The 24,294-nt window shown below is 57.0% G+C and carries 23 protein-coding genes; 15 read left to right on the top strand and 8 right to left on the bottom strand.

Features of this window, described 5'->3' with window-relative positions; translation table 11 throughout:
* Positions 1-16 precede the first annotated feature (16 nt).
* The 5 genes from ACT3XD_RS15015 (at position 17) to ACT3XD_RS14995 (ending at position 9,030) form a co-directional block, all read left to right on the top strand.
* Positions 17-448: a host attachment protein gene (locus tag ACT3XD_RS15015; RefSeq protein ID WP_192538831.1), complete on the top strand. Its 432-nt coding sequence runs from the start codon at positions 17-19 to the stop codon at positions 446-448.
* Between the two features lie 119 nt (positions 449-567).
* Entirely contained in the window at positions 568-2,430 is a 1,863-nt protein-coding gene (locus ACT3XD_RS15010; protein WP_192538806.1) for a methyl-accepting chemotaxis protein, read from the top strand.
* A 32-nt stretch (positions 2,431-2,462) separates the two neighbouring features.
* The gene (locus ACT3XD_RS15005) at positions 2,463-4,574 is read left to right on the top strand and encodes a methyl-accepting chemotaxis protein (RefSeq protein ID WP_192538805.1); all 2,112 of its coding nucleotides are present in this window, start codon (positions 2,463-2,465) and stop codon (positions 4,572-4,574) included.
* Between the two features lie 32 nt (positions 4,575-4,606).
* Positions 4,607-6,718 (top strand): methyl-accepting chemotaxis protein, encoded by a 2,112-nt coding sequence (locus ACT3XD_RS15000; RefSeq protein WP_192538804.1) that lies wholly within the window; start codon positions 4,607-4,609, stop codon positions 6,716-6,718.
* Between the two features lie 206 nt (positions 6,719-6,924).
* Positions 6,925-9,030 (top strand): methyl-accepting chemotaxis protein, encoded by a 2,106-nt coding sequence (locus tag ACT3XD_RS14995; protein ID WP_192538803.1) that lies wholly within the window; start codon positions 6,925-6,927, stop codon positions 9,028-9,030.
* A 4-nt stretch (positions 9,031-9,034) separates the two neighbouring features.
* Here ACT3XD_RS14995 and ACT3XD_RS14990 read toward each other — a convergent pair whose 3' ends face one another.
* Complete coding sequence (locus tag ACT3XD_RS14990; protein ID WP_192538802.1) at positions 9,035-9,961, bottom strand: LysR family transcriptional regulator; 927 nt, start codon at positions 9,959-9,961, stop codon at positions 9,035-9,037.
* Positions 9,962-10,125: 164 nt separating this feature from the next.
* Between ACT3XD_RS14990 and ACT3XD_RS14985 the strand changes: the two genes are divergently transcribed.
* Positions 10,126-10,902, top strand: a complete 777-nt coding sequence (locus tag ACT3XD_RS14985) for a ferredoxin--NADP reductase (protein WP_018916848.1) — start codon at positions 10,126-10,128, stop codon at positions 10,900-10,902.
* A 187-nt stretch (positions 10,903-11,089) separates the two neighbouring features.
* Here ACT3XD_RS14985 and glnK read toward each other — a convergent pair whose 3' ends face one another.
* The 3 genes from glnK to ACT3XD_RS14970 form a co-directional block, all read right to left on the bottom strand.
* Positions 11,090-11,428, bottom strand: a complete 339-nt coding sequence (glnK, locus tag ACT3XD_RS14980; RefSeq protein WP_026285650.1) for a P-II family nitrogen regulator — start codon at positions 11,426-11,428, stop codon at positions 11,090-11,092.
* 163 nt (positions 11,429-11,591) lie between these two features.
* Positions 11,592-12,839 (bottom strand): ammonium transporter, encoded by a 1,248-nt coding sequence (locus ACT3XD_RS14975; RefSeq protein WP_192538801.1) that lies wholly within the window; start codon positions 12,837-12,839, stop codon positions 11,592-11,594.
* Between the two features lie 46 nt (positions 12,840-12,885).
* On the bottom strand, positions 12,886-13,224 hold the full coding sequence (locus ACT3XD_RS14970) for a P-II family nitrogen regulator (protein ID WP_018916845.1): 339 nt from the start codon (positions 13,222-13,224) through the stop codon (positions 12,886-12,888).
* Between the two features lie 84 nt (positions 13,225-13,308).
* Here ACT3XD_RS14970 and ACT3XD_RS14965 point away from each other — a divergent pair, with 84 nt between their 5' ends.
* The 5 genes from ACT3XD_RS14965 (at position 13,309) to ACT3XD_RS14945 (ending at position 19,384) form a co-directional block, all read left to right on the top strand.
* The gene (locus ACT3XD_RS14965; protein WP_192538800.1) at positions 13,309-13,518 is read left to right on the top strand and encodes a hypothetical protein; all 210 of its coding nucleotides are present in this window, start codon (positions 13,309-13,311) and stop codon (positions 13,516-13,518) included.
* A gap of 60 nt (positions 13,519-13,578) precedes the next feature.
* Positions 13,579-13,950 carry an accessory factor UbiK family protein gene (locus ACT3XD_RS14960; RefSeq protein WP_192538799.1) on the top strand — a complete coding sequence of 124 codons (372 nt, stop codon included), beginning with the start codon at positions 13,579-13,581 and terminating at the stop codon, positions 13,948-13,950.
* 95 nt (positions 13,951-14,045) lie between these two features.
* A complete protein-coding gene (locus tag ACT3XD_RS14955; RefSeq protein ID WP_192538798.1) occupies positions 14,046-16,190 on the top strand; it encodes a TonB-dependent receptor in 2,145 nt (714 codons plus the stop codon).
* A gap of 19 nt (positions 16,191-16,209) precedes the next feature.
* The gene (locus tag ACT3XD_RS14950) at positions 16,210-17,142 is read left to right on the top strand and encodes a helix-turn-helix transcriptional regulator (RefSeq protein WP_192538797.1); all 933 of its coding nucleotides are present in this window, start codon (positions 16,210-16,212) and stop codon (positions 17,140-17,142) included.
* 127 nt (positions 17,143-17,269) lie between these two features.
* Positions 17,270-19,384: a TonB-dependent siderophore receptor gene (locus ACT3XD_RS14945; RefSeq protein WP_192538796.1), complete on the top strand. Its 2,115-nt coding sequence runs from the start codon at positions 17,270-17,272 to the stop codon at positions 19,382-19,384.
* A gap of 7 nt (positions 19,385-19,391) precedes the next feature.
* Here ACT3XD_RS14945 and soxR read toward each other — a convergent pair whose 3' ends face one another.
* A complete protein-coding gene (gene soxR / locus ACT3XD_RS14940) occupies positions 19,392-19,823 on the bottom strand; it encodes a redox-sensitive transcriptional activator SoxR (protein ID WP_192538795.1) in 432 nt (143 codons plus the stop codon).
* Positions 19,824-19,948: 125 nt separating this feature from the next.
* On the opposite strand from soxR, the gene ACT3XD_RS14935 reads away from it, so the two are divergent.
* The 4 genes from ACT3XD_RS14935 to ACT3XD_RS14920 all read left to right on the top strand — a co-directional run bounded on the left by ACT3XD_RS14935 (position 19,949) and on the right by ACT3XD_RS14920 (position 23,042).
* Positions 19,949-20,362: a RidA family protein gene (locus ACT3XD_RS14935; RefSeq protein ID WP_192538794.1), complete on the top strand. Its 414-nt coding sequence runs from the start codon at positions 19,949-19,951 to the stop codon at positions 20,360-20,362.
* 47 nt (positions 20,363-20,409) lie between these two features.
* Entirely contained in the window at positions 20,410-20,937 is a 528-nt protein-coding gene (locus ACT3XD_RS14930) for a TetR/AcrR family transcriptional regulator (RefSeq protein WP_192538793.1), read from the top strand.
* Complete coding sequence (locus ACT3XD_RS14925; protein ID WP_192538792.1) at positions 20,934-22,097, top strand: MFS transporter; 1,164 nt, start codon at positions 20,934-20,936, stop codon at positions 22,095-22,097. The genes ACT3XD_RS14930 and ACT3XD_RS14925 overlap by 4 nt, the downstream gene beginning before the upstream one ends.
* Before the next feature lie 69 nt (positions 22,098-22,166).
* The gene (locus ACT3XD_RS14920; protein WP_192538791.1) at positions 22,167-23,042 is read left to right on the top strand and encodes an ABC transporter substrate-binding protein; all 876 of its coding nucleotides are present in this window, start codon (positions 22,167-22,169) and stop codon (positions 23,040-23,042) included.
* 62 nt (positions 23,043-23,104) lie between these two features.
* On the opposite strand, the gene ACT3XD_RS14915 is transcribed toward ACT3XD_RS14920, so the two are convergent.
* From ACT3XD_RS14915 to ACT3XD_RS14905, 3 genes are all read right to left on the bottom strand, one after another.
* Positions 23,105-23,605, bottom strand: coding sequence for a type II toxin-antitoxin system YhaV family toxin (locus ACT3XD_RS14915; protein ID WP_192538790.1), 501 nt, complete (start codon positions 23,603-23,605; stop codon positions 23,105-23,107).
* Positions 23,602-23,940, bottom strand: a complete 339-nt coding sequence (locus ACT3XD_RS14910) for a type II toxin-antitoxin system PrlF family antitoxin (RefSeq protein ID WP_192538789.1) — start codon at positions 23,938-23,940, stop codon at positions 23,602-23,604. The genes ACT3XD_RS14915 and ACT3XD_RS14910 overlap by 4 nt, the downstream gene beginning before the upstream one ends.
* A 77-nt stretch (positions 23,941-24,017) precedes the next feature.
* Positions 24,018-24,294 (bottom strand): TonB-dependent receptor domain-containing protein (locus tag ACT3XD_RS14905; protein ID WP_444280603.1); only part of this gene is annotated, 277 nt, incomplete at its 5' end.

The raw sequence follows: 24,294 nt of genomic DNA, 5'->3' as shown, positions 1-24,294 counted from the left end.
CGGAGGACGTTTAATGATGACAACCTATATCGTGGTAGCTGATGCTGCTCGGGCGCGTATTTTCACCCGTGATGCACTTAATCTGGAGGAAAAAGAGAGCCTGGTTCATGCCGAAGGACGCCTGCATGAAGGCGACCTGATCACTGACAGCGCAGGCGCCGACGTACATGAATCAAGATCGTCGTCATCACGCTCATCCTCTGAAGGGGGCACGGCGTTAAAGCATGAAAATGAACTGTTTGCCAAAGAAGTGACCCAGTGTCTATATAACGCACGCGTCAGTAACAGCATGGAAAAGCTGATTTTGGTCGCGCCGCCCAAGTTCTTAGGCCTGCTACGTGAAAAGCTCGACGCACCGACCCAAAAGCTGGTGACGCACACGTTGGCAAAAGATCTTAGCAAGGCGCCATTGAAAGATATTCAGGAAGCCGTCAGCGACTTGCGTTGAGCGCTTAACGACAATCACCCTATAGTTAACTAAAGTAGCAGTCGCTCTCGCCGATAAGCTTGATAACTTCACTCCGTAGCAGCAGTGCATACGGAAGCTTATCGACACAGAGAGCGACCATGTTTTCCTCCCTTCGAGTACGTATTTTATTAGCCGCACTGGCAGCGATTATTCTTGGCCTAGTGATTAACGGCATCGTCAGTTACATGACGGTAAAACATCACAACAATGTACAGATAGCCAGCAACTTAAAAGCGGTTGTGAGCGGCAATACCCAGGCCTTGAACGAGTGGTTCAATACTCGGCTAAATATGCTGGAAAGCATGGAGACAGCCGCTAACAGTAACGATCCCGGCCCGGCGCTTCGCCAGCTCCTTACCTCGGGTGGGTTTATTTCTACTTATATTGGCTATCCCGATGATGGTTCCATTACCTATGACAACGGAGCATCGCCGAGCAGCGGCTATGACGCGCGCGAACGCCCCTGGTACAAAGCAGCAGTAGCAGCACAGGATACGATTGTTACCGCCCCCTATATTGATGATCAGACAGGCGGGCTGGTCATTACATTTGCCCGTCCGTTCTATCGCAATGCTGAACTCATCAGCGTGGTAGGTGCGGATATTCCTATCGGCAATATTGTCGAAACGGTCACCGGCATTGCGCCGACTCCTGCAAGCTTTGGTTTTCTCACCACTTACGATGGCACATTGATCGCCCACCCCGATACTGGCTTGATCCTCAGCCCGGTCTCCGCCATTAACAGCCAGCTCACGACGGGCTTGATCAATCAATTGACGAGTGCCACCACCCCGCTCCCTCTAACTCTCCAGGGAAGTGACAAGCTATTGCTCGGCCGCGCGATTGGCGGTGAAAACGGCTGGCGTCTTATGGTCGCGTTGGATAAGCATGAGGCAACGGCTGGCCTACGCGCAATCGCCACCTCTTCCATCGTTATTTTAGTGGTTGTGGCGCTATTGACCGCCCTTGCCTTTGGCCTGCTGCTATCACTGCTGCTGCGCCGCCTGCTGATTGTGCGTAACGCCATGGATAATATCGCCTCTGGTGAAGGGGATCTGACCCAACGCCTGCCCGAAGAGGGCGGTGATGAGGTTACTCAAATTGCTCAGGCCTTTAACCGTTTCGTGAGCAAGATGGAAGCGGTATTGATCGATGTACGTAGCAGCAGCGTATCAGTGCACCATGCGGCGACTGAAATCGCCATGGGTGGACAGGATCTTTCCCGGCGTACCGATAACGCGGCTGCCAGCCTGCAGCAAACGTCGGCCTCAATTGAAGAGATTACGAGCACGGTCCAGCACACGGCGGCTTCAGCGCAGGAAGCCAACAAGCTATCGCAAACCGCCTCAGAAGTGGCTAATGAAGGCGGAAAGGTGGTGGCAAACGTGGTGACCACCATGGAAGACATCACTCACGCCTCGGATAAGATCGGCGAAATTGTCACTCTGATGAACAGCATTTCCTTCCAAACTAACCTGCTGGCGCTCAATGCCTCAGTGGAAGCCGCCCGCGCTGGCGAACACGGCCGTGGATTTGCGGTAGTCGCCGATGAGGTGCGCAAATTGGCAGGACGCAGCAGTGATGCCGCCCACGATATCCAAAAGCTGATTGAAGACTCGCAAAGCAGAGTGAATAACGGCACAACCCTGGTACGCGATGCTGGCACCACCATGCAGGATATCGTGGCGCACATTACTCGCGTAACCGATGTGCTTGAAGAAATCACGGCGGCTACCAGCGAGCAGAGTGACGGTATTCATCAAGTCAATATTGCGGTGGCCGAACTGGACCACATGACGCAAGAAAATGCAGCCATGGTAGAAGAATCTACAACCGCCGCAGAGCAGCTGAAAGAGCAGTCCTTGCGTCTTTCCGATGTCGTTGGCAGCTTTACCCTATCAACCCATTCATCGCCCCAAGTAGATGGGCGGCTCGTGCAGCCCCCTTCCCTGCCGCGTTAAGCGGTAACTGAGCATCGAGAGCAACTATAAAAATGAACTTCAAGTCCGTCCGCACGTTGATTACCATTTTAGTAGGTGGCTGTATTCTGCTGGTGGTGACCGCGTTGGTAATCTATTCACTGATTGCCAATGCGCGTTCTCAGGTACTGGTAGAAGACCAGACCCAAGAACTGCTTGAGCGCAATATCGAAGCACGCTTAACGGCCGTTGCCTCAGCGCAGGCAGAGCTTATCCAGGGCCAGTTTGAAAAAACCCTCAAGATTGCCGAAAGCCTGGCCGCCACCAATGCCATGTTGGGCCAGCTGGATGACAACGGCCGACCGGCACTGAACCTGAGCCGCCGCGAAATTTCGCTGCTGGTACGCCAAACGGTGGCTACCAACCCCGAAATACTCGATGCCTATATTGGCTGGGAGCCAAACGCCTTTGGTCTGGATGCACGGTTTGCCGGACGTGAGGGCCTTGGCTACGGTGCCGATGGGCGCTTTCGCCCTTGGTGGTACCGCACCGAGAACGGTGATTTAGCCGCGCTTCCGCTAAGCGACGCTATGGAGAGTGAGGCTATCCAGGCAAGCGGCGTGCGCAGCGGCGAGTACTATCTATGCCCGCGTGAAACGCTAGCCCCCTGTGTCGTTGACCCGTCGCAGTTTGATTACGACGGCGAACTCACGCTGGTCACCTCGTTCAATGCCCCTATTATCGTTGATGGCGAGTTTCGTGGCATTGCGGGCGTTGATTATACGGTCGACTTTATTCAATCGATACTTAACGAGGCCAACCAAACGCTATACAGCGGCGCGGGCGAAATAGCGCTTATCGCTTCGCAGGGAGGCGTTACGGCCTACACCAGCGATGCCTCCCTGGTGGGAAAATCCTCAAGCGAAGCATTTACCTCTTCCCTACAGGGGAATCTTCGCCGTGCCCAACAAGGTGAAGTGGTCCGCAACGTTGACCAGGCGCAGGGCATGATCGAACTCTATTGGCCCTTTACCATCGGCGGCACTGAGGCACCATGGGTGTTGATGCTTCGCTTGCCCGAGCAAGCCGTGTTTGCTGGCTTAAACAACATGCAAGAGCAGATGCAGGAGCAACGCACAGCCTCCACGTTGAGCATGCTTGGCATGGGTCTAGGCATCGCGTTTCTGGGCCTGTTGGCCAGTTGGCTATTGGGAACCAGCATCTCTCGCCCGCTGAAAAACCTGGCCGATCGTATGCGTGACATTGCCTCGGGCGACGGCGACTTGACGCAGCGCCTGCCTGTGCGCGGACGCAATGAAAGCGCCGAACTTGCCATCCAGTTCAACGCCTTTGCCGTTAAAATCCACGATGTGCTGGTCGATGTACGCGCCAGCAGTGAATCCGTTCATCATGCGGCCAACGAGATCACCCAGGGTGGTCAGGATCTTTCACGGCGCACCGACCAGGCCGCGGCCAGCCTGCAGCAAACCTCGACCGCCATGGAGGAGATCAGCAGCACAGTGGGCCATACCTCCAGCGCTTCCACGGAAGCCAGCGGACTTTCTCAAACGGCGTCGCAGCTGGCCTCGCGGACCAATTCGGCGTTTGAGCAGGTGGTGGTCACGATGGATGACATCCGCACGACGTCGGCTGAAATTCAGAAAATTGTAACCGTGATCGACGGCATTGCCTTCCAGACCAACCTGCTGGCCTTGAACGCGTCGGTAGAAGCGGCGCGTGCGGGTGAACATGGCCGTGGGTTTGCGGTGGTTGCCGATGAAGTGCGTAAACTGGCGTCTCGCAGTAGCGACGCTGCCGCGGATATCCGCCAGCGCATTGATGCCTCAACCGGCAAAGTGGAAAGTGGCACCCAGCTGGTCCAGGGCGCTGAAACAGCCATGCATGAGCTGACGGAAAGTGTCACACGCGTCACCCAGATGCTGGCCGAGATAAGCACCGCGGCAAGCGAGCAGAGCGACGGCATCAGCCAGGTCAGCATCGCGGTGAGCGACCTTGACCAGATGACCCAGCAAAACGCGGCGCTGGTAGAAGAGTCCACCACCGCTGCCGAGCAGCTCAAGGATCAGGCCGAGCGTCTCGCAGCACTGGTGGGCGGCTTTACCCTGGCAAGCAATTCAGCTTCTTCAAGCCAACGGCTTATGCCGCCTGCTTCCCTGCTGCGTTAAGCAGTAACTGAGCCCAGAGAGCAATAACAAAAATGAACTTCAAGTCCGTCCGTACGCTGATAGCCACTCTGGTGGGTGGCTGTATTCTCCTGGTGATTGCGGCGCTGGTGATCTACTCGGTGATTGCCAACGCACGCTCCCAGTCGTTGGTGAGAAGTGAAACACAGACGCTACTCGAAAGTAATATCGAGGCGCGTCTCACCGCCATTGCCTCAGGTCAGGCTGAAGAGATAAAGGGTCAGTTGGAGCATGCGCTAACGCTTGCGACTAATCTGGCGCATACCAACGCCATGCTGGGCCAACAGGATGCCGACGGCCGGCCGTTGATGTCCTTGAGCCGGCGTGAGGTATCAATGCTGGTACGTCAAACGGTGGTTAACAACCCTGACCTGCTGGACGCCTTTATTGGCTGGGAGCCAGATGCGTTCGGTAGTGATGCTCGCTTTACTGATCGTGAAGACCAGGGCTATAGCCCCGATGGCCGTTTTATGCCGTGGTGGTATCGCACTAACAGTGGCAGCATTGAAGTTCTCGCGCTGGGCAGTGACATAGAAAACCAGGAACGCGATGCAGACGGCATTCGCCGCGGAGAGTACTACCTGTGCACCAAGGAAACCCAGCGCAGCTGTATTGTCGACCCACACTTGTACGACTATAACGGCGAAACCTTACTGGTGACCTCGTTTAACGCCCCCATTATCGTGGACGGCGAGTTTCGCGGCAGTGCTGGCGTAGACCTCTCGGTTGAATTCATTCAGGGCTTGCTTGAAGAGGCTAACGAAACCCTTTATGACGGAGTGGGCGAAATGGCCCTGGTTGCCGCTCATGGTGCCCTAGCCGCTTATACGGGTGCGCCGGAGCTAATGGGTAAACGCGTTGAAAACGTGCTCGACCCTGAACTTCAGACCAGCATCGCTCAAGCCCAGCAGGGCGAGAGTGTGCGTAAGCTTGATACCGAGCAGGGCATGACCGAACTGTACTGGCCGTTTGCTATCGACGAGAGCGGCCAGCCGTGGGTATTGATGATTCGTCTCCCTGAAAGTGCCGTCATGGCGGGTCTCTATGGTTTGCAGGATCAGCTTAGTGAACAGAGCAAAGCCTCCACGTGGGGAATGATCCTAATGGGGCTGCTGATTGCAGGCCTCGGCCTGTTGGCCAGTTGGCTATTGGGAACCAGCATCTCTCGCCCGCTTAAAAACCTAGCCGACCGCATGCGCGACATTGCCTCCGGCGACGGTGATCTGACCCAGCGGTTGCCGGTACGCGGGCGCAACGAAAGCGCTGAGCTGGCGATCCAGTTCAACGCCTTTGCGGTAAAAATACACGATGTGCTGGTCGATGTACGCGCCAGCAGCGAATCGGTCCACCACGCCGCAAGCGAAATTACTCAGGGCGGCCAGGACCTTTCACGGCGCACCGACCAGGCCGCCGCCAGCCTGCAGCAGACCTCGACCGCCATGGAGGAGATCAGCAGCACCGTGGGCCACACCACCAGTGCTTCGCAAGAGGCCAGCGGGCTTGCGCAAACCGCCTCGCAACTCGCTACGCGCACCAACGGCGCTTTCGAGCAGGTGGTCATCACCATGGACGATATCCGCACCAACGCCACCGAGATTCAAAGCATCGTCAGCGTGATCGACAGCATCGCCTTCCAGACCAACCTGCTGGCCCTGAACGCCTCGGTGGAAGCCGCCCGGGCAGGCGAGCATGGCCGCGGGTTTGCCGTGGTGGCGGATGAAGTACGCAAGCTGGCCGGGCGCAGTAGCGACGCAGCGGCGGATATCCGCCAGCGCATCAATGCCTCGTCAGGCAAAGTAGAAAGCGGTACTCAGCTGGTGCACGACGCGGGAACCGCGATGCACGAGCTTTCCGAAAGTGTCACCCGGGTCACCCAGATGCTGGGCGATATCAGCACCGCCGCACGCGAGCAGAACGACGGTATCAGTCAGGTCAGCATCGCGGTGAGTGACCTTGACCAGATGACTCAGCAAAACGCTGCTCTGGTCGAAGAGTCCACCACCGCCGCCGAACAGCTTAAAGAGCAGGCCGAACGGCTCGCTGAATTGGTAGGCGGGTTTACGCTTGAGGGAGATAGCCACTCCGCTAAGCAACAGTTGCCCTCACCTGCCTACCCAACCTATTAATTAGCCGAGAACGGGCCCTTACTAAAGGGCCCTATATCACAACCGGTCTGCCACGTGATGTGCAGCGCTCAGTCATTAATTTGCATCTTTACTTTTCAAGTCGTCGCCTCGCATGCCGATAACTTACGAAACTTATCAGCCGTCTCCCTGCTGCGTGATTTTCACGCATCGCTGCCCATTACTTCCCTGGCTCTTGAGGAATCAGTATGCATTTTGGCTCGTTGCGAACCTACCTGCTTGTGCTAGCAAGTCCCTGCCTGCTGGCGATTGTCGCTGCGCTGGTTGTCTATAACCTGGTAGCGACCAACCGTACGGCTGAAACCGTCGATCAGCACACCCGTGAACAGGCGAAAACCGCGCTGGATGCTCGCTTGAACGCGATTATCGAGGCGGAAGGCGAACGTATTCAGGGCGAGCTCAACAACGCGCTTCAGGTCGCCAATCAGCTAGCACGCACCAATGCTCTCATGGGCGCCACTGACGCTGAGGGACGGCAAGCGCTCTATCTAAGCCGCCGTCAGCTCTCCAATATCATTCGCCAAACCGTTGCCGACAACCCGGCGCTGCTTGACGCTTTTATCGGCTGGGAGCCCGATGCTTTTGGCGATGATGCGCGCTACCTTGGTGAAGAGCGCTACGGGCATGACGGCAGTGGCCGGTTCATGCCCTGGTGGTACCGCACTGAAGAGGGCAACCTGGAGGTTTTGCCGCTGGGAGACACCATGGATAGCCAGACCGTGCTCGCCAATGGTGTACGCGAAGGTGAATACTACCTCTGCCCCAAAGAAACACTAGCGCCCTGCGTTATTGACCCAGCCGTTTATGATTACGACGGTGAGTCGCTGCTCGTTACCTCTTTCAATGCTCCCATTCTGGTGAATGGCGAGTTTCGCGGTGTCGCCGGGGTAGACCTATCGCTGAACTTTATTCAGAACATGCTGATCGAGGCAAGCCAAGACCTCTATAACGGTGCTGGGCGAATGATTCTGGTCGCCGGCCGAGGCGGTTTGGTAGCGGATACTGCGAATAGCGAGACGCTTGGCCAACCAACGGGCAGTACACTCAATAGCGATGTTCTGGAAGGCATCAGGCAAGCAACCTCGCAGGCGGGCTTTCGAGGCAATACGCATAACGGCATGATCCAGCGCTACCATACGCTCCAGCTCGGCAATACTGAGCAGCCTTGGGTGCTCGTATTGCAACTGCCGGAAGAGGTGGTATTTGCCGACCTCAATGCGTTGCAAGACCTGCTGGGTGAACAACGCGATCAAAATACCCTGGGCATGACTACGGTGGGTTTATTGCTGGCGGTTGTCGGTATGTTTGCACTGTGGTGGATCGGGGCGCGTATCGCCCGCCCTCTTCGTCGCTTGGCCGACCGTATGCGCGATATCGCTTCCGGCGACGGCGATCTGACCCAGCGCCTGCCAGTGCGCGGCCGTGATGAAAGCGCCGAACTGGCCACGCAGTTCAACGCCTTTGCGGTGAAGATTCACGATGTACTGGTGGATGTGCGCGCCAGCAGCGAATCGGTCCACCACGCCGCAAGCGAAATAACTCAAGGCGGCCAGGACCTTTCACGGCGCACCGACCAGGCCGCCGCCAGCCTGCAGCAGACCTCGACCGCCATGGAGGAGATCAGCAGCACCGTGGGCCACACCACTAGCGCATCGCAAGAGGCCAGCGGGCTTGCGCAAACCGCCTCGCAACTCGCTACGCGCACTAACGGCGCTTTCGAGCAGGTGGTCATCACTATGGACGATATCCGCACCAACTCCACCGAGATTCAAAGCATCGTCAGCGTGATCGACAGCATCGCCTTCCAGACCAACCTGCTGGCCCTGAACGCCTCGGTGGAAGCCGCCCGGGCAGGCGAGCACGGCCGCGGGTTTGCCGTGGTGGCGGATGAAGTACGCAAGCTGGCCGGGCGCAGCAGCGACGCAGCGGCGGATATCCGCCAGCGCATCAATGCCTCGTCAGGCAAGGTAGAAAGCGGTACTCAGCTGGTGCACGACGCGGGAACCGCGATGCACGAGCTTTCCGAAAGCGTCACCCGAGTTACCCAGATGCTGGGCGATATCAGCACCGCCGCACGCGAGCAGAACGACGGTATCAGTCAGGTCAGCATCGCGGTGAGTGACCTTGACCAGATGACTCAGCAAAACGCTGCTCTGGTCGAAGAGTCCACCACCGCCGCCGAACAGCTTAAAGAGCAGGCCGAACGGCTCGCTGAATTGGTAGGCGGGTTTACGCTTGAAGAAGAGCGCTCTTCCAGTACACGCCAGCTCGCGTATGAATCTAGAGGCGAATAACGCCTCAGGGAACCGGCGGCAGCTCAATATCATCACTGCGCTTGGCGCCAGCGGTCATTTCGCGGCACAGGCGCAGGAACTCGCGTACGCCGGTCGTCAGGTACTTGTGGCGATGCCAGATAAAGGTGAACTGACGCTTTAGATCCAGCTCCGGCGTGGGTAGCGGTACCAGGCTGCCACGCCGGAAGGCATCGCGCAGCGCCAGGCGGGATACGCAGCCGATACCCAGGCCAGACTCCACTGCACGTTTAATCCCTTCGGTATGTTCAAGCTCCAGCAGCGTATTAAAGCGGCTGCGCCGGTGGCGCGCGGCGTGCTCTAGGGTCATCCGGGTGCCTGAGCCCTCTTCGCGCATGATCCAGTCTTCGCGCAACAGTTGCTCAAGCTCAAGATGGTCTTGTCCGGCTAAAGGATGGCGCGGCGAGCAGAACACGCACAGCTCATCTTCGACCCAGGGCTGGCTGATGATCATCTCGTCGTCGCACTGGCCTTCGATCAGGCCCAGGTCCAACGAGTGCTGGCGCACGCTCTCGATAATATGGCGTGTGTTGCGCACCGAAAGGCGCACCCGGCTACCGGGGTAGCGCTGCATGAAATCGCTGATCAGAAGCGTTGCCAGATAGTTGCCGATTGTCAGGGTCGCGCCTACATCCAACGTGCCTACGCCCTGCTGCCCGCGCAGCAGCTCCTCGATCTCCTCGCCACGGTCAAGCAGAGCAACCGCCTTGGGCAGAAGTTGGAAGCCCAGCGCATTGAGCTTTAAGCGCTTGCCTATGCGGTCAAGCAGCTGGCAATCGAACTGTCTTTCCAGTTCAGCCAGAGCGGTACTCGTAGCCGACTGCGACATGGCCAAGGCGCGGGCGGCGTGAGAGACGCTTTCATGCTGGGCTACCGCTACAAACACTTCCAGCTGGCGCAAGGTGTAGTGCATACAAGGCCTATATCTATTTTAGAGATAAACGTTATCAATATAATTTGCTTAACAGATATACCACTCTTTGCTTAGACTTACTGACAACGTTTTAAGAAATTTTTATTCTTTTTAAGTATATGAGTGGTGAGGCTAACGCTTTATCACCTGAGGGAGAAGTCGGCATGAGTAAGTTTGCGTTAGAAGAAGTACTCAGCGTTCACCACTGGAACGATACCCTGTTTAGCTTCCGCACCACGCGTGAGCGTAGCCTGCGCTTCAAAACTGGCCAGTTCGTCATGATTGGCCTTGAAGTTAATGGCAAACCGCTGATGCGCGCTTACTCCATTGCCAGCCCCAACTACGAAGACCACCTTGAGTTTTTCAGTATCAAAGTGCCCGATGGTCCGCTGACCTCACGCCTTCAGCACCTGAAAGTGGGCGATCAGATCATGGTCAGCCGCAAGCCAACCGGTACGCTGGTTTGCGACGACCTGCTGCCGGGTCGCAACCTGTATATGCTTTCAACCGGTACGGGGCTGGCGCCGTTTATGAGCCTGATTCAAGATCCGGAAGTCTATGAGCGCTACGATAAAGTCGTACTGGTACACGGCGTGCGTGAAGTCTCTGAGCTGGCCTACGCCGACTTTATTACCAAAGAGCTGCCTGCCCACGAGTATCTGGGCGAAGATATCGCCAACAAGCTGGTTTATTACCCCACGGTAACCCGTGAAGAGTTCCACACCATGGGGCGCTTAACCGACCATATTCGCAGCGGTAAAATCTTCGAAGATACTGGCCTTCCGCCGATCGACCCGCGCCAGGATCGCGCGATGATCTGCGGTAGCCCCGCCATGCTGGACGACACCAGTGCGCTTTTGGATGAACTCGGCCTGAATATCTCCCCGCGTATGGGCGAGCCGGGTGATTACGTGATCGAGCGTGCGTTTGTTGAGAAGTGATTTGTTGGTGAAGGGTGAAGGGTGAAGGGTGAAGGGTGAAGGGTGAAGGGTGAATAGAAGATTCTAGCCACTATCGCTAACACCTCATTAACAAAAAGCCCCTGCTGGAAATAATCCACAGGGGCTTTTTCTACTACTCACCACTCACGCCTTACCATTCACTACTCACCATTCACCACTCACCAGATTAAACCGCATCTTTACCCGTTTCGCCGGTACGGATGCGAATGACCTGCTCAAGCGGCATTACGAAAATCTTGCCGTCACCGATTTTACCCGTGTTGGCAACCTGGGTAATCGCATCAATGACTTGCTCCACCAAATCATCGTCAACGGCTACTTCGAGCTTCACTTTAGGCAGGAAATCCACCACGTACTCAGCACCACGATAAAGCTCAGTGTGGCCTTTTTGACGGCCGAAACCTTTTACTTCTGTGACGGTAATGCCCTGCACGCCGATATCGGAGAGCGATTCACGTACGTCATCAAGCTTAAACGGCTTGATAATGGCTGAGATCAATTTCATTGCGACATCCTCTAGCTTGGTGGCCATTGTCTTGTCTTTTGGGTGCGGCGAAAGCCAGCCACCTCTAACGCTAAGCATACACCGCTACAGGCAGAGAATAAAAAGGCCTTCCTCGAAAGGAAGGCCATAAGGAGCACGCCAGCTCACTTGCTTAGCATTATGCTTATTTCTTAACGCTAAACTCGGGGTAGGCTTCAAGACCGCATTCTGCGATATCCACGCCTTCATACTCTTCTTCTTCGCTAACCCGGATGCCCATGATGGCTTTAAGCACCAGCCAGACCACCAGGCTTGCAAGGAACACCCAGGCAAAGATGCCGACGATACCGATCAGCTGAGCGCCGAAGGAGGCTTCCTCATTAGTGATCGGCACAGCCAGAACACCCCAGATACCTACCACGCCGTGCACTGAAATCGCACCGACCGGATCGTCCAGCTTCAGCTTATCAAGCGTGATGATCGCGATAACCACAATCAAACCGCCCAATGCACCGATAGTTGCAGCCCCTAAACCTGTTGGGGAAAGCGGGTCGGCGGTGATCGCGACAAGGCCCGCAAGCGCGCCGTTGAGCGCCATGGTGAGATCCGCCTTACGGAACCACAGCTTGGCCAGAACCAATGCAGCAATCACGCCGCCAGCCGCAGCAGCATTGGTATTCACAAACACTTGGGCGACGTTGTTGGCCGAGCCGATATCCGACATTTTCAGCTCAGAGCCACCGTTAAAGCCGAACCAGCCCATCCACAGAATAAACGTACCCAGCGTTGCCAGCGGCATGTTGGCGCCGGGGATCGCATGGATAGCGCCATCTTTACCGTACTTGCCTTTCCGTGGGCCGAGCACCAGCACACCGGCCAGGGCCGCCGCAGCGCCGGCCATATGCACAATGCCTGAACCGGCGTAATCCGAGTAACCCACTTCAGACAACCAGCCGCCGCCCCAGGTCCAGTAGCCGGAAATAGGATAGATAAATGCTGTCATCACCACAGCAAACGCCAGGAAGGCCCAGAGCTTCATGCGTTCAGCCACGGCGCCCGACACAATCGACATCGCGGTTGCAACAAACACGACCTGGAAGAAGTAGTCCGCGCGCATGGAGTAGTACGGCGCATCTTCACCGCCGGCCGTCACCGCATCCATGCTGTTTTCAGCGCCAATCAAGAAGCCCAGGCTCGGCAGGAAGCCGCCTTCGCTGCTTGAATACATGATGTAGTAGCCCACCAGTAAGTACATGGTGCAGGCAATGGCGAATAGCGCGATGTTTTTAGTTAGAATTTCCGCGGTATTCTTGGAGCGCACCAGGCCTGCTTCGAGCATGGCAAAGCCCGCGGCCATCCACATGACCAGCACACCGCAAATCAAGAAGTAAAACGTATCGAGCGCGTAGCTCAGATCAGCCAGTTCATTCATTGTTAGTTCCCCGTTGAACTATGAAAGTATCCCTGTCACTCACTGCCTACACAGCGTCTGCGCCGCGCTCACCGGTACGAATACGGATAACGTCCTCAAGCGGGGTGACAAAGACTTTGCCATCGCCAATTTTTCCGCTATTCGCGGCGTTGCAGATAGCGTCGATAACGCTTTCCAGACGCGCATCGTCAACCGCCACTTCCACTTTTACTTTGGGCAGGAAGTCGACAACGTATTCAGCGCCGCGATAAAGCTCGGTATGGCCTTTCTGGCGACCAAAGCCTTTTACTTCCGTGACGGTAATTCCCTGGACGCCGTTATCGGCGAGCGCCTCACGAACGTCGTCAAGTTTGAATGGCTTGATGATGGCGGTGATGAGTTTCATCCCGATCTCCCCTGCTGGATAAGGCCTGCTGGATGTGTAGCGACACGTCGCTAAAAATGGCAATGCCCTACTAATGCGCATACCGTGCCACAGAATTTTTTTATTATTATTTTCATTAACTTATATTTAAAAAATGAAAATCTAAGCACGAAAAAGGAGCATCGCTTGGCTGACGCGGCAAGGCATGCACCAGCACAGCGCAATCAGAATATGCCGCCGCACCAAGAAGAAGCGCAGCGCTTCATTGAAGACAAATCCCTAAAACACGCCATGCAATACATGCGTACTCTTTAAGGGTTGCGTATCCTTGAGAGAGTGCCCACTTTTGTATGACCCCCTATCAAGGAGAGAACGATGGCGCCCCAAGACCGTATTAGCCGATTGGCCCAGCAGATTGGCGATCGTTTACAGAATGCATCACAAGCCCCCGAGGATATTCAGAAAGGTGTACAGCAGGTCGTTCGCGGCGCCTTTGACCGTCTCGAACTCGTCTCTCGGGAAGACTTTGATATCCTGATGGATGTACTGCAGCGCACGCGCTCCCGCGTGGAGGCACTGGAGCGTCAGGTGGCAAACCTGGAAACCACGATTGAAAACCAGAAGTCTGCGCCACAGACGCCCGCGCCCACGGCTTCTGTCGAAGCGACGGAAGAAAAGCCTAAGGCCGACGACACGGCAGCCCCCAGCAAGCCAGCCGCTAGCCGCAATCTGAAAGACGATAAGTAAGGTTACCCTGGCTAACGATGAGAACATTTATCATTGCGTTTCCTCTCGCCAATGATAGGATCACGGTTAACAACAACCTGTTCTCTGGATAACCCATGAACCGCACTATCGTATTAAGCGTCGGTCTTTTGAGCGGCGCTTTTCCTTTGCTGGCCTTTGCACAAACCTCCAATGCACAGACAGCAGCTGCCCACACGAATGAAAGCGCCGCCCAGGAAACGCTAGTCGTCGTAGGCTCGCGTACGCCAACGCATATCAGCCAGATTTCAGGCGCCGTTCATATCGTTGAGAACGAAGAGCTTCAGCAACAGATCAGTACGGGCGGCGACCTGAAAACGGCCTTGGGCAAGCTGGTACCGGGGCTCGATTTTGGCCCGCAGGGCCGCACCAACGCGGGGCAGAACATGCGTGGGCGCAGCGTTCAAGTATTGATTGACGGCGTTTCACTGAACAATTCGCGCGGCTTATCGCGCCAGTTCGATGCCATTGATCCGTTCAATATCGAACGCGTCGAAGTGCTCTCGGGCACCAGCAGCCTGTATGGCGGTGGCGCCACGGGCGGGCTGATCAACATTATTACCAAGCAGGGCGAAAGCGGCGCCCCGCATTTTGAAACCCAGGCTAGTGTCACCGGCGGCTTCAACCACAGCCATGATCTTGATCGTCGCCTCTCCCAGTCGGCCAGCGGCGGTAACGATACGGTACAGGGGCGCATTGGCGTATCGCTGGTCGAAAATGGCCGCCAGTACGACGCCAGAGGCGATGAGATTTTTCCTGATATCGCCCAGAGCGATCTGCAGGACAACCGCAGCCTGGATATTTTAGGCAACGTGCGCGTCGAGCTAAGCGATGAACAGACGCTAACGCTCAGTGGCCAGCTTTATGAGTCAGGCAAGCAGGGCGACCGTGGAGTTTACTATCCCAACCTGGCGGCCGCTGCGCCAAACCTTGACGATGCCGATATCCGCGACGGCTTTACCGCCGACCGCGACCCGCGCACCGACCGCAAAATGTTTAGCGTCAATTATCACCATGCCAATCTGCTGAATCAGGATTTCTATCTTCAGGCATTCCATCGTGAAGAAGAATCCAGTTTCCACCCATTCCCCTACGCAGCCCAAGGCGGTGGCTATTACTTTGCGGCCTCCCAGCAGAACACCACGCTAAGCGGCTTGAAAGGACTTTTCTCGGCGGACCTGACGGACAGCCTTAACCTGACCTATGGCGCCGACCTGGACCGTGAATCCTTCGACGCCACGCAGATGCGCTTTGATCGCGCGGCAAGCGATGCCTCCGGTGGGCTCGTGCAGCGCGCCGACCGTATCACACCGCGCTACCCGGGCTTCGAGATCGATACTCTGGCGCTGTTTGCCCAGAGCGAGTGGTGGGCAACGGATCAGCTCCAGCTCAGCGGCGGCATTCGCCACCAGCGCATGGACGTGGATATCGACGACTTCAACAACGTGCCGGGCGGCTCGAGTGACTACGACGTCACGCTGTATAACGTAAGCGCCCTGTACGACTTCGACAACGGCCACCAGAGCTGGCTGGGCTACTCGGAAGGCTTCGAGTTGCCCGACCCTTCCAAGTACTACGGCCGCGCCGGGCAAACTGTGGCGGACAATCCGTTGGACGGTATCAAGACCCAGCAGGTGGAGCTTGGCTGGCGCTACCGTGGCGGCGACTGGATGACCCAGGCCGCGGTTTACTATGCCTGGTCGGATACCGCCATGGAGCTTGATAGTGACCTGAACGTTACTCAGGTCGACGACGACCGTCGCGATTACGGGCTGGAAGCCTCGGTCACCCGCTTTATCGGCGACCACTGGGAAGTGGGCGGCACGCTGCATACACTCGTCTCAGAGCGCAAGGAAGATGGCCGTTGGCAGGATCGCGGCATTACCGTGGCGCCCTACCCTTCGCAGGATAGCCTGACCGCTCATATTGCCTGGGCAGATAATGATCGAACGCTGCGCCTTCAAGGCAGCCATGCGCGCGATTACAAGGACAGTGACGATGGCCGCATCGACGGCTTCACTACCTTCGACCTGATCGGCAGTCAGGATACCGCGCTGGGTACTCTCAGCCTGGGTATCAGCAACTTGACCGATGAGCAGTATTCAACCCCTTGGGGGCAGCGCGCCGTAGGTTTCTACTCACCCACCTACGGGCCGGCATACCTCTACGATTACCAGGGTCGTGGCCGTACGTTCACACTGGGTTGGTCACTGGATTACTAAGCCATAGGTCAGTCTATCGATGCCGACTATTACGTCTCTCACGCCGTCGACCCTGAGTCAGCTGGGGCATAAGTTCGGCATCGATTACTTACATGCCTATCAAGGGCATGATCACCCCATTGCGCTGGGCAGCGTCAGCGACTTGCCGCTACCCCCTGGCCTGCATCTCACGTTATCCGACCTTGAGGTACGCCAACGCTACGCCTCGCGCTCCACGCAGACGGTGCCGTGGTTTTTATGTGTCGTGATGGAAGGCGGTATTGAGATCGCCCAGGGACAAAAGCGTTTGGTGATTAGCGCCGGTCAGGGGCTATGTGCGCATTTCACGCCGCAGGCACCGCTGATCGTCGAACAGCCCGCTCAAGCACGGCTACGTACGCTTAACATCGCCGTTCTGACCACCGCCCCTTATGCGCTACCCAGCGCTCACGAACCCCATTTGCACGCCTGGAAGCTACCTTCCGCGCTCTTTGAGCAGCTGTGTGCCACCCGTGAATTTCCACTCGACGACTGGCGACAGTCGTTAGTCTGGCACGGGCTTGCCTTGCAGCTTCTGGGACATGGACTACCCCTATCGTCATCCCGCAATATTAAGCCCGCTCCAGGCATTAAGCATCGCGAGCGCGAGCGGCTCGCCCGCTTACATGCCGAGCTACGCGATAACCCCATGATTGATTACCGCCTGAGTGACCTGGCCCGCAGTGCGGCGATGAGCCCCAGCAGCCTGCGGCAAAAATTTAGTGCGCTTTACGGCTACTCCCTCTTTGATCACTTACGCCAATGCCGGCTTCAGCGAGCATATTGCGTATTGGCAAAAGGCTATAGCGTTCAACAGGCAGCCCATACCTGCGGCTATCGCCACGCGACCAACTTTGCCACCGCCTTCAAGCGCCACTTTGGCATTCCGCCCACGGACGTTAATCGGCACGCCTATAAAACGCCCAAGCCGTGAAAGCGGATGCTTTGCATATTTGCTTAAGCGTTAGCATTACGCATATCAGGTTTGGCATCTGGCATAGCTCAGCGAGCCGTTAAAGATCAATAATTCTCATTATTATAAACGGTTGAGACTTATTGCCATGCTTATGCGCCAGCACCGCTTCCCCTATCGCCACCTTGTTTTATCCATTGCCCTGGCAGGCAGCTCGATACCCGTTACCTATGCACAAGCGCCGGATGCCTCGCGCCAGCTATCGACGGTGACGGTGACCGCCCAGCAAGCCGCGACCAAACTGGAAACACCAGCCATCGAAATCCCGCAAAGCGTTTCCACGATTACCCGCGAGCAGATGGAGAACCGTGGGGTAAATACCGTTCAACGGGCGACCGATTACACGCCCGGCGTTTATTCAAATCAGGTGGGCGCCTCCAACCGCTTTGATTACCTGGTGCTGCGCGGCTTTTCCGACGGCAGCTTGAGCAACACCTTTCTAGACGGGCTCAAGGTAATGGGCGATGCCAACTCGCACAGTTCCATGCGTATTGACCCATGGTTTCTGGAAAGCATCGAAGTGGTACGCGGGCCAGCGTCGGTGCTTTATGGCCGCGCCTCCCCAGGCGGCGTGGTGGCACTCAACAGCAAGCGTCCTGAGTTCGAGCAAGGCGGCGAGTTGCGCTTGCGAGTGGGCAACAATCATCAGCGCAGCGCCGCGTTTGATCTTACCGGGCCGATTGGCGAGCAGCAGCGGGTGGCGTTTCGCGTGACCGGTATCGCCAGCGCCGCCGATACCCAGTTCGGCCCCACCGAAGAGCAGCGCTACGCCATTGCCCCGCGTTTGACGTGGGATATGACCGACGATACCAGCCTGACCGTTGAAGCCTACCTGCAGGACGAACCCGAAGGCGGTTATCACTCAGGCGTGCCTTATGAAGGCGCCGTGGTGCCCCGCAACGGGCGTAAAATCAGCAACAACTTCTTTGACGGCGAGGAAGATTACGACGCCTATGAGCGCACGCAGCGCATGTTCGGCTATACGCTTGAGCACCGTTTTAATGACCAGATGACCGGCCGCCAGATGCTGCGTTACCTCAACTCGGACGTAGTACTCAACCAGCCTTACGGCTTTGGCTGGACGTCACCTACCTCCAATGAGCTGAACCGCTACTACTCCGGCAGCAACGAATCCCTTCAAGCCTGGACGATTGATAATCAGCTGGAAGCCCGGCTCAGCGACGGCTTTATGGATCACACGCTGCTCTTGGGAGTGGATTATCAGCAGCGCGAAAACGAGGTTGCCTGGCCTTCCGGCGCCTTTGAGCCGATCAACGCGTTTGAGCCGGTCTATGGCACGGGCCCGGTGGCCTTTTACGACCCCATTCGCGAGCGTCATGAAATCGAACAGACCGGCGTGTATCTACAGGATCAAATCGCGCTTGATAACTGGCGCTTCACTCTGGGCGGGCGCTATGACTGGGTCAGTATCGATAACACGGACCTGGATACCGACGCTTCGAGCTCGCTCAGCGATACCCAATTCAGCGGCCGTGCCGGCGTGGTTTATCTGTTCGATAACGGCGTGGCGCCTTACCTGAGTTACTCCACCGCATTCACCCCCACAAGCTTTGTGGACGAGCGCGGCGATTTGCTCTCTCCCATGGAGGGCGAGCAGTGGGAAACCGGGGTGAAATACCAACCCAGCGGTAGCGCCAGCCAGTACAGCGCGGCACTTTTCCACATCAGCCAGGAAAACGTGGCCACCAAAGAGCAGCCCTCTGACCCCTACCGCGCGGTGGGTGAAATCGAATCCCAAGGCCTTGAGCTGGAAGCCCAGACCCAGCTGACCGAAACGCTCTCGCTACAGGCAGGCTACAGCTTCACCGATATTACCTATGCTAAGAGCGACGACGGCAACCAGGGCAACAACGCCATTTACTCCCCCCGGCACCAGGTGCAGCTATGGGGCCATTATGCAGCCAATAGCGGTTGGCTAAACGGCGTGGATGTAGGCGTTGGGGTACGCCATTACGCAGACATCGCCGCGGACCGCGCCAATACCGAAACCGTGCCCGACTACACTCTGGTGGACGCCACCATCGGCTATGACTGGAGTCATGTCGGCGTTAACGGCGTCGAAACCCGCCTGAACGTCAACAACGTGCTGGATAAAGAATACGTCGCGTCATGCAACTCGCTGGACTACTGCTACTTCGGCGCCGAGCGCGGGATTACCGCAAGCGTTCACTACCGTTTCTAAACACGTTTTATGAAAGCCGCTGAGCCCCGTTGCCCTGTTGTGCCAACGCATCTTCGGGGTTCAGCAAGCGGCATGCTTTCATGCTCAAGCACCCACAGCCGATACAGCCGGTCAGGTTATCGTTCAGCGATTGAAGCCTGGCCATCTTGGCGGCCAGTTCCTTTTGCCACTTCACGGCCACCCGCTCCCAGTCGCGCTTGGTGGCCGTTCGGTTCATGGGCAGACACGCAAGCTCACCGGCGATTTCCTCCAACGTAAACCCCACCGACTGCGCCACCTGAATCAGCGCAATACGCCGCAGCATCGACGGGTGAAAACGGCGCTGGTTGCCGCTGGTGCGCACCGACGCAATCAGCCCACGAGATTCATAAAAACGCAGGGCGGACGCCGCTATGCCGCTTCTTTGCGCCAGCTCACTCACCGTAAGAAATCGTTTCAAACCATCCTCTCTGCTGTCGTCTTGTTAGTCATCGAATGCTTGGCCGAAAAGCCGTTTGACTTAATGTTAACTTGAACTTTTACACTTCGCCTGCCATTCCCACTTTATGAAAATCAGGTAGCGCGATGACTAAACCCCTGGAGTTTCAAAACCCCGACGCACTTTTTGACCCTACGCCCTACGGCTACTGCCATACGGTGAAAGCCCCGCCGGGCGGCCAGCTGGTGTATATATCCGGCCAATTCGGCGGCGAAGGAGCCGCGAATACGCTCAGCGACGACTTTCGCCACCAGACTCAGGCAACGCTCAACAATCTGGGCAGGGCGCTCAAGGCGCATGGCTTGGACTACACCAACATCATGAAAATCACCGTGCTGATCGTTGATCACAGCGCCGAGAAGCTGGCGGTCTGGGGCGAGGAGATGCGCCACTGCTGGCCGATGGAAAAACTACCCGCCAGCACGCTGATACCCGTTCCCCAACTTGCTCTGGAAACCATGCAGATCGAGGTGGACGCTGTGGCGTGGAAAGCCTGCTGAGGATTTATTTTCTTGACGGTGTAAAATGATCGTTTTACATTGAATGTATGACTATTAAAACGAAGCTTATCTCCGCCGCAGAATCCCTTTTCGACCGGCACGGATTTACCGCCACCGGGATGGACCGGCTTACGCAGGCTGCCGGCATGTCGAGCAGAACGCTCTATAAACATGCGGGCAGCAAACATTCACTGATCGCCAGCGTGCTTACGGAACGCGACCGTCGGTTCTTGCGCCGAACCGACGTGGACAGCGTTAATGCGCTTTTCAAGGCACTTGAAGACTGGGTGCGGGTAGAAGGCTGCCGAGGGTGCCTATTTCTACGCGCTTATGGGGAAACCGGTGGTGATATACCGGAGATCGCCGAGGCCATGACCGCTCACAAGGCCGGGGTCTGGAACAAGATTCAGGAGATCGTTGCACTCGAAACCAACGGACGTGGCGATGAGCAGCTCGCCGAGCAAATTCTGATTCTGTTCGAAGGCGCAACGGCGACCGCCATTTATCGCGGCGCGGATGCCGTTGCTACCGCTCGGCATTGCGCGGTTCGCCTAGTCAAACAGGCATCATCATGAGTCCGGGCATGACGCTCGGCGCCGTGGGATTTGGGCTCATTGCCATCTGCTACGGCTTTGCCCGCTTTGCTTTTGGGCTGTTTCTTCCCCAAATCGATGCGGATCTCTCTTTATCCTCAACCGTGGGCGGGTTGATATCAGGTGGCTCTTTTCTGGGCTATTGCGTGGCAATCGTAGTCTCTGCCCACCTGACCGAGCGGCTAGGCCCCCGCGTAGTGGCAACCGGCGCGGCACTCGTAGCCGCAGTGGGCATGACAGGCATCGCAGCAGCCCCCTCTTCGCTATGGCTTGCCGGTGCTGTAATGCTGGCAGGTTCCAGCACAGGCCTTGCGTCGCCGCCCATGGCTGCGGCCGTGGCCGCTGCGGTCAAGCCCGCCCGCCAAGGTGCTACCAATACACTCATCAACGCAGGAACCGGCGCAGGCGTGGTACTTTCAGGGCCCGTGGCGCTATTGATGGGCGGCCATTGGCGGATCGCTTTTTTGATCTTTGCAGCAACGGCATTGTGCATGGCGATAGCGGTCGCCATCAGCGTACCGGGTAACGCCCAATCAGCCGAAAATCGCGAAAAAGGCTTACCGCCACTCAACAAGACACTTAAACGACTAATTATCGCGGCCTTCCTGATGGGCGCTTCAAGCACTGCTTTGTGGTCTTTTGGCAGCCAACTGGTCACGTTACGCCTGGATTGGGGCCATACCGGCGCGGGCCTTCTGTGGATGGCCATTGGCACAGCAGGCATGGCGGGCGCGGGGGCAGGGTCGCTCGTTGCCCGGTTTGGCATTGACCGGACACACTGGCTGTTTCTGGGTACGCTGGCAGGCGGCATCCTGCTGGTGGGCGTTGAAGGCACCACTCCCGCGCTGACGCTAATCGGTGGTGCGTTGTTCGGTTTGGCCTACATCATGCTTACCGGCGTCTATCTGGTATGGGGCGTTTCGGCATTGCCCAGCCGCCCCGCAACGGGCCTGACCATCGGTTTTCTCACCATCGCTATCGGCCAGACGGCAGGCGCCCCCCTGTTTGGGTTGATCATGGATCAATTGACGCCCACCTACGCCGTCATTGTCTTTGCCTGCCTTGCCTTTACCGCCGGATTGGCGAGGGTAGGCAATGCAGAAGATAAAAAATCTCCAGAGCCTGCCCTTCCGAATGCTTGAAGGCGGGGCGTTGCAAGCAAGAAGGATTATCGTTTAAATACTGTTCTTCTTTCAAAATGGCTTTTCCCCATGCGCCGTACCGTGACGCGTCTTTTCGCCCGAGCCACGCTCCTGCTCACCAGCCTGCTGGCATTTACCAGCGCGCACGCTCAGTTTGCCACGGTGGACTGGACCATTGCCGAGACGCTGGTGGCCATCGGCGCGCCGATCAGCGGCGTGGCCCAGCAGCCGGATTACTACGACTGGGTGGGCGAGCCGCGTATTCCGCAAAGCGCCACGGACCTTGGGCTGCGTGCCCAGCCCAACTTCGAGCTGCTGGCCCAGCTTGCCCCGGAGCGAATCCTGATCTCGCCAATGTTCGCCTCGCTCACGCCGCGCCTGGAGCGTATTGCGCCGGTTACCTCGCTTGCGCTCTTTTCACCCGGTACGGATACCTGGCAGGAAATTCAGGCGCTGACGCGCGAGCTGGGGGAGCTGACCGAGCGTGAAGCGGCGGCGGAGGCGCTGATTGAAGACACGCAAGCGCTGATGGCATCGCTGCGCGACGCACAGCCAGATACCGCACCGCTATTGATGGTGCAGTTCATGGATGCACGGCACGTGCGAATATTCGGCGACAACAGCCTGTATAACGCAGTACTTGAACAGCTTGGCCTGGCTAACGCCTGGGAGGAACCCACCAATGCCTGGGGCTTTGCCTTGACAGGGATTGAAGCGCTCGCGGGCTATCCCGACGCCCGGCTGGTGATCATCGACCCGTTGCCGCTCGGCGTGGAGGAGCAGCTGACCACCAGCGGCCTGTGGCAGCAGCTACCGATTGTGAAAAACGCCAACCTGCTGCGCCTGCCGCCGGTATGGAGCTTTGGCGCACTGCCTTCGGCACAGCGCTTTGCTCGCGTGCTGACCTCGGCACTGAAGGAAGCACCAGCCGCTTCGCTAGATTGATAGGAAAGTAAACACGAAAAGACAGAACGTTAAGCCCCTCTAGCTATCATAAGGGCTGGCTATCATCGGGTCTCGCTATCATCCGCCGCCAACAGCGTTTTGAGATGCTCGGCGCCACTCAGTGAGGCGTTATGCAAGGCCTGCCAGCTATCCGGCGGATGGCCATCGCCAAGCATCTTCTTGAAGACGGCATACGCATCTTGCTTGCTTTCATAGGCGCGCTTTGTAGCGTCATCATTGACCCAGGCGTAAATGATGATTTTGCTCGCCGCATCAAAGCGAAAGAACAGCCGGTACTGCTGATAAAATTTTGCCCGCTGCCAGTGGGTGTGCCCAGGGCCGAGCGTATTTCCCTGCCGGTACTGAGCGCCGGATGGGTCCTGAGGAATATCGTTCAAAGCCAGTTTGATGATGGCAGCCAGACGCTTGGTGGCCGGTTTGCTGCGATAGCCTACGGGGTTCTTTGTTTGAAGACGTTTTACCTTAACGGTGAGTGCTTCGACCTGCTCCATAAACAGCGGATGGGCGTATAGGCTCCATCCATTCACTGTGAGCGGCTTCATTCCTCTTCATCGTCCACTTCTTCCAGCACTTCATCAAGATCTACCGCCATCCCTGCGGTAAGACGCTCGGCCTCGGCAAAACTGCTCGCGGTAACAGGTCGAATGGTTTCCGGATACGCGACCAGATCGCGCTCCAGAAACTCGAGAAAACTGGCTACCACAGGGTCATGCCGGACTTCATCACTGGTACGAGAGAGCACGACTTCACCGTTCGGGCGAACGGTGTAGTGGATACGGTCGCGACGCTTGAGCTTCAGCGCTCGGCGAATTGAGGCAGGAACAGTCGTTTGATAGCGATCCGTCAGAGTAGAATCATCTTCGATAAGCGTGTTCATCACCAATCTCCGCTTAGTGGTAATGCAGAAGCAATGCATCAAGGTTAATGCAACTGCATTACCTCGTCAAGCGACGTTTACCAGCGGTAGCTGACGCTGCCGATCACGCTGCGCGATTCCCCGAAGTAGCACCAGTAGTCGCAGCTGGCTACATACTCTTTGTCGGTCAGGTTGTTGACGTTGAGCTGAGCCTGCCAGTTATCAAGAAACTCATAGCCGATCATGGCATCGGCCAGGGTAAAGCTGCCCACCTGGATATCGCCATCCACGCTTTCACCTACATAGCGCACGCCGCCACCCAGGGTCACGCCATCCAGCGCGCCACCGGTAAAGGCGTAGTCCAGCCAGGTAGAT

This window comes from Halomonas sp. AOP7-B1-5, from assembly GCF_052353045.1.
Classification (GTDB): domain Bacteria; phylum Pseudomonadota; class Gammaproteobacteria; order Pseudomonadales; family Halomonadaceae; genus Vreelandella; species Vreelandella colorata.
Note: the sequence above shows the minus strand (reverse complement) of the source record. Positions and strands in the feature narration are given on the sequence as shown.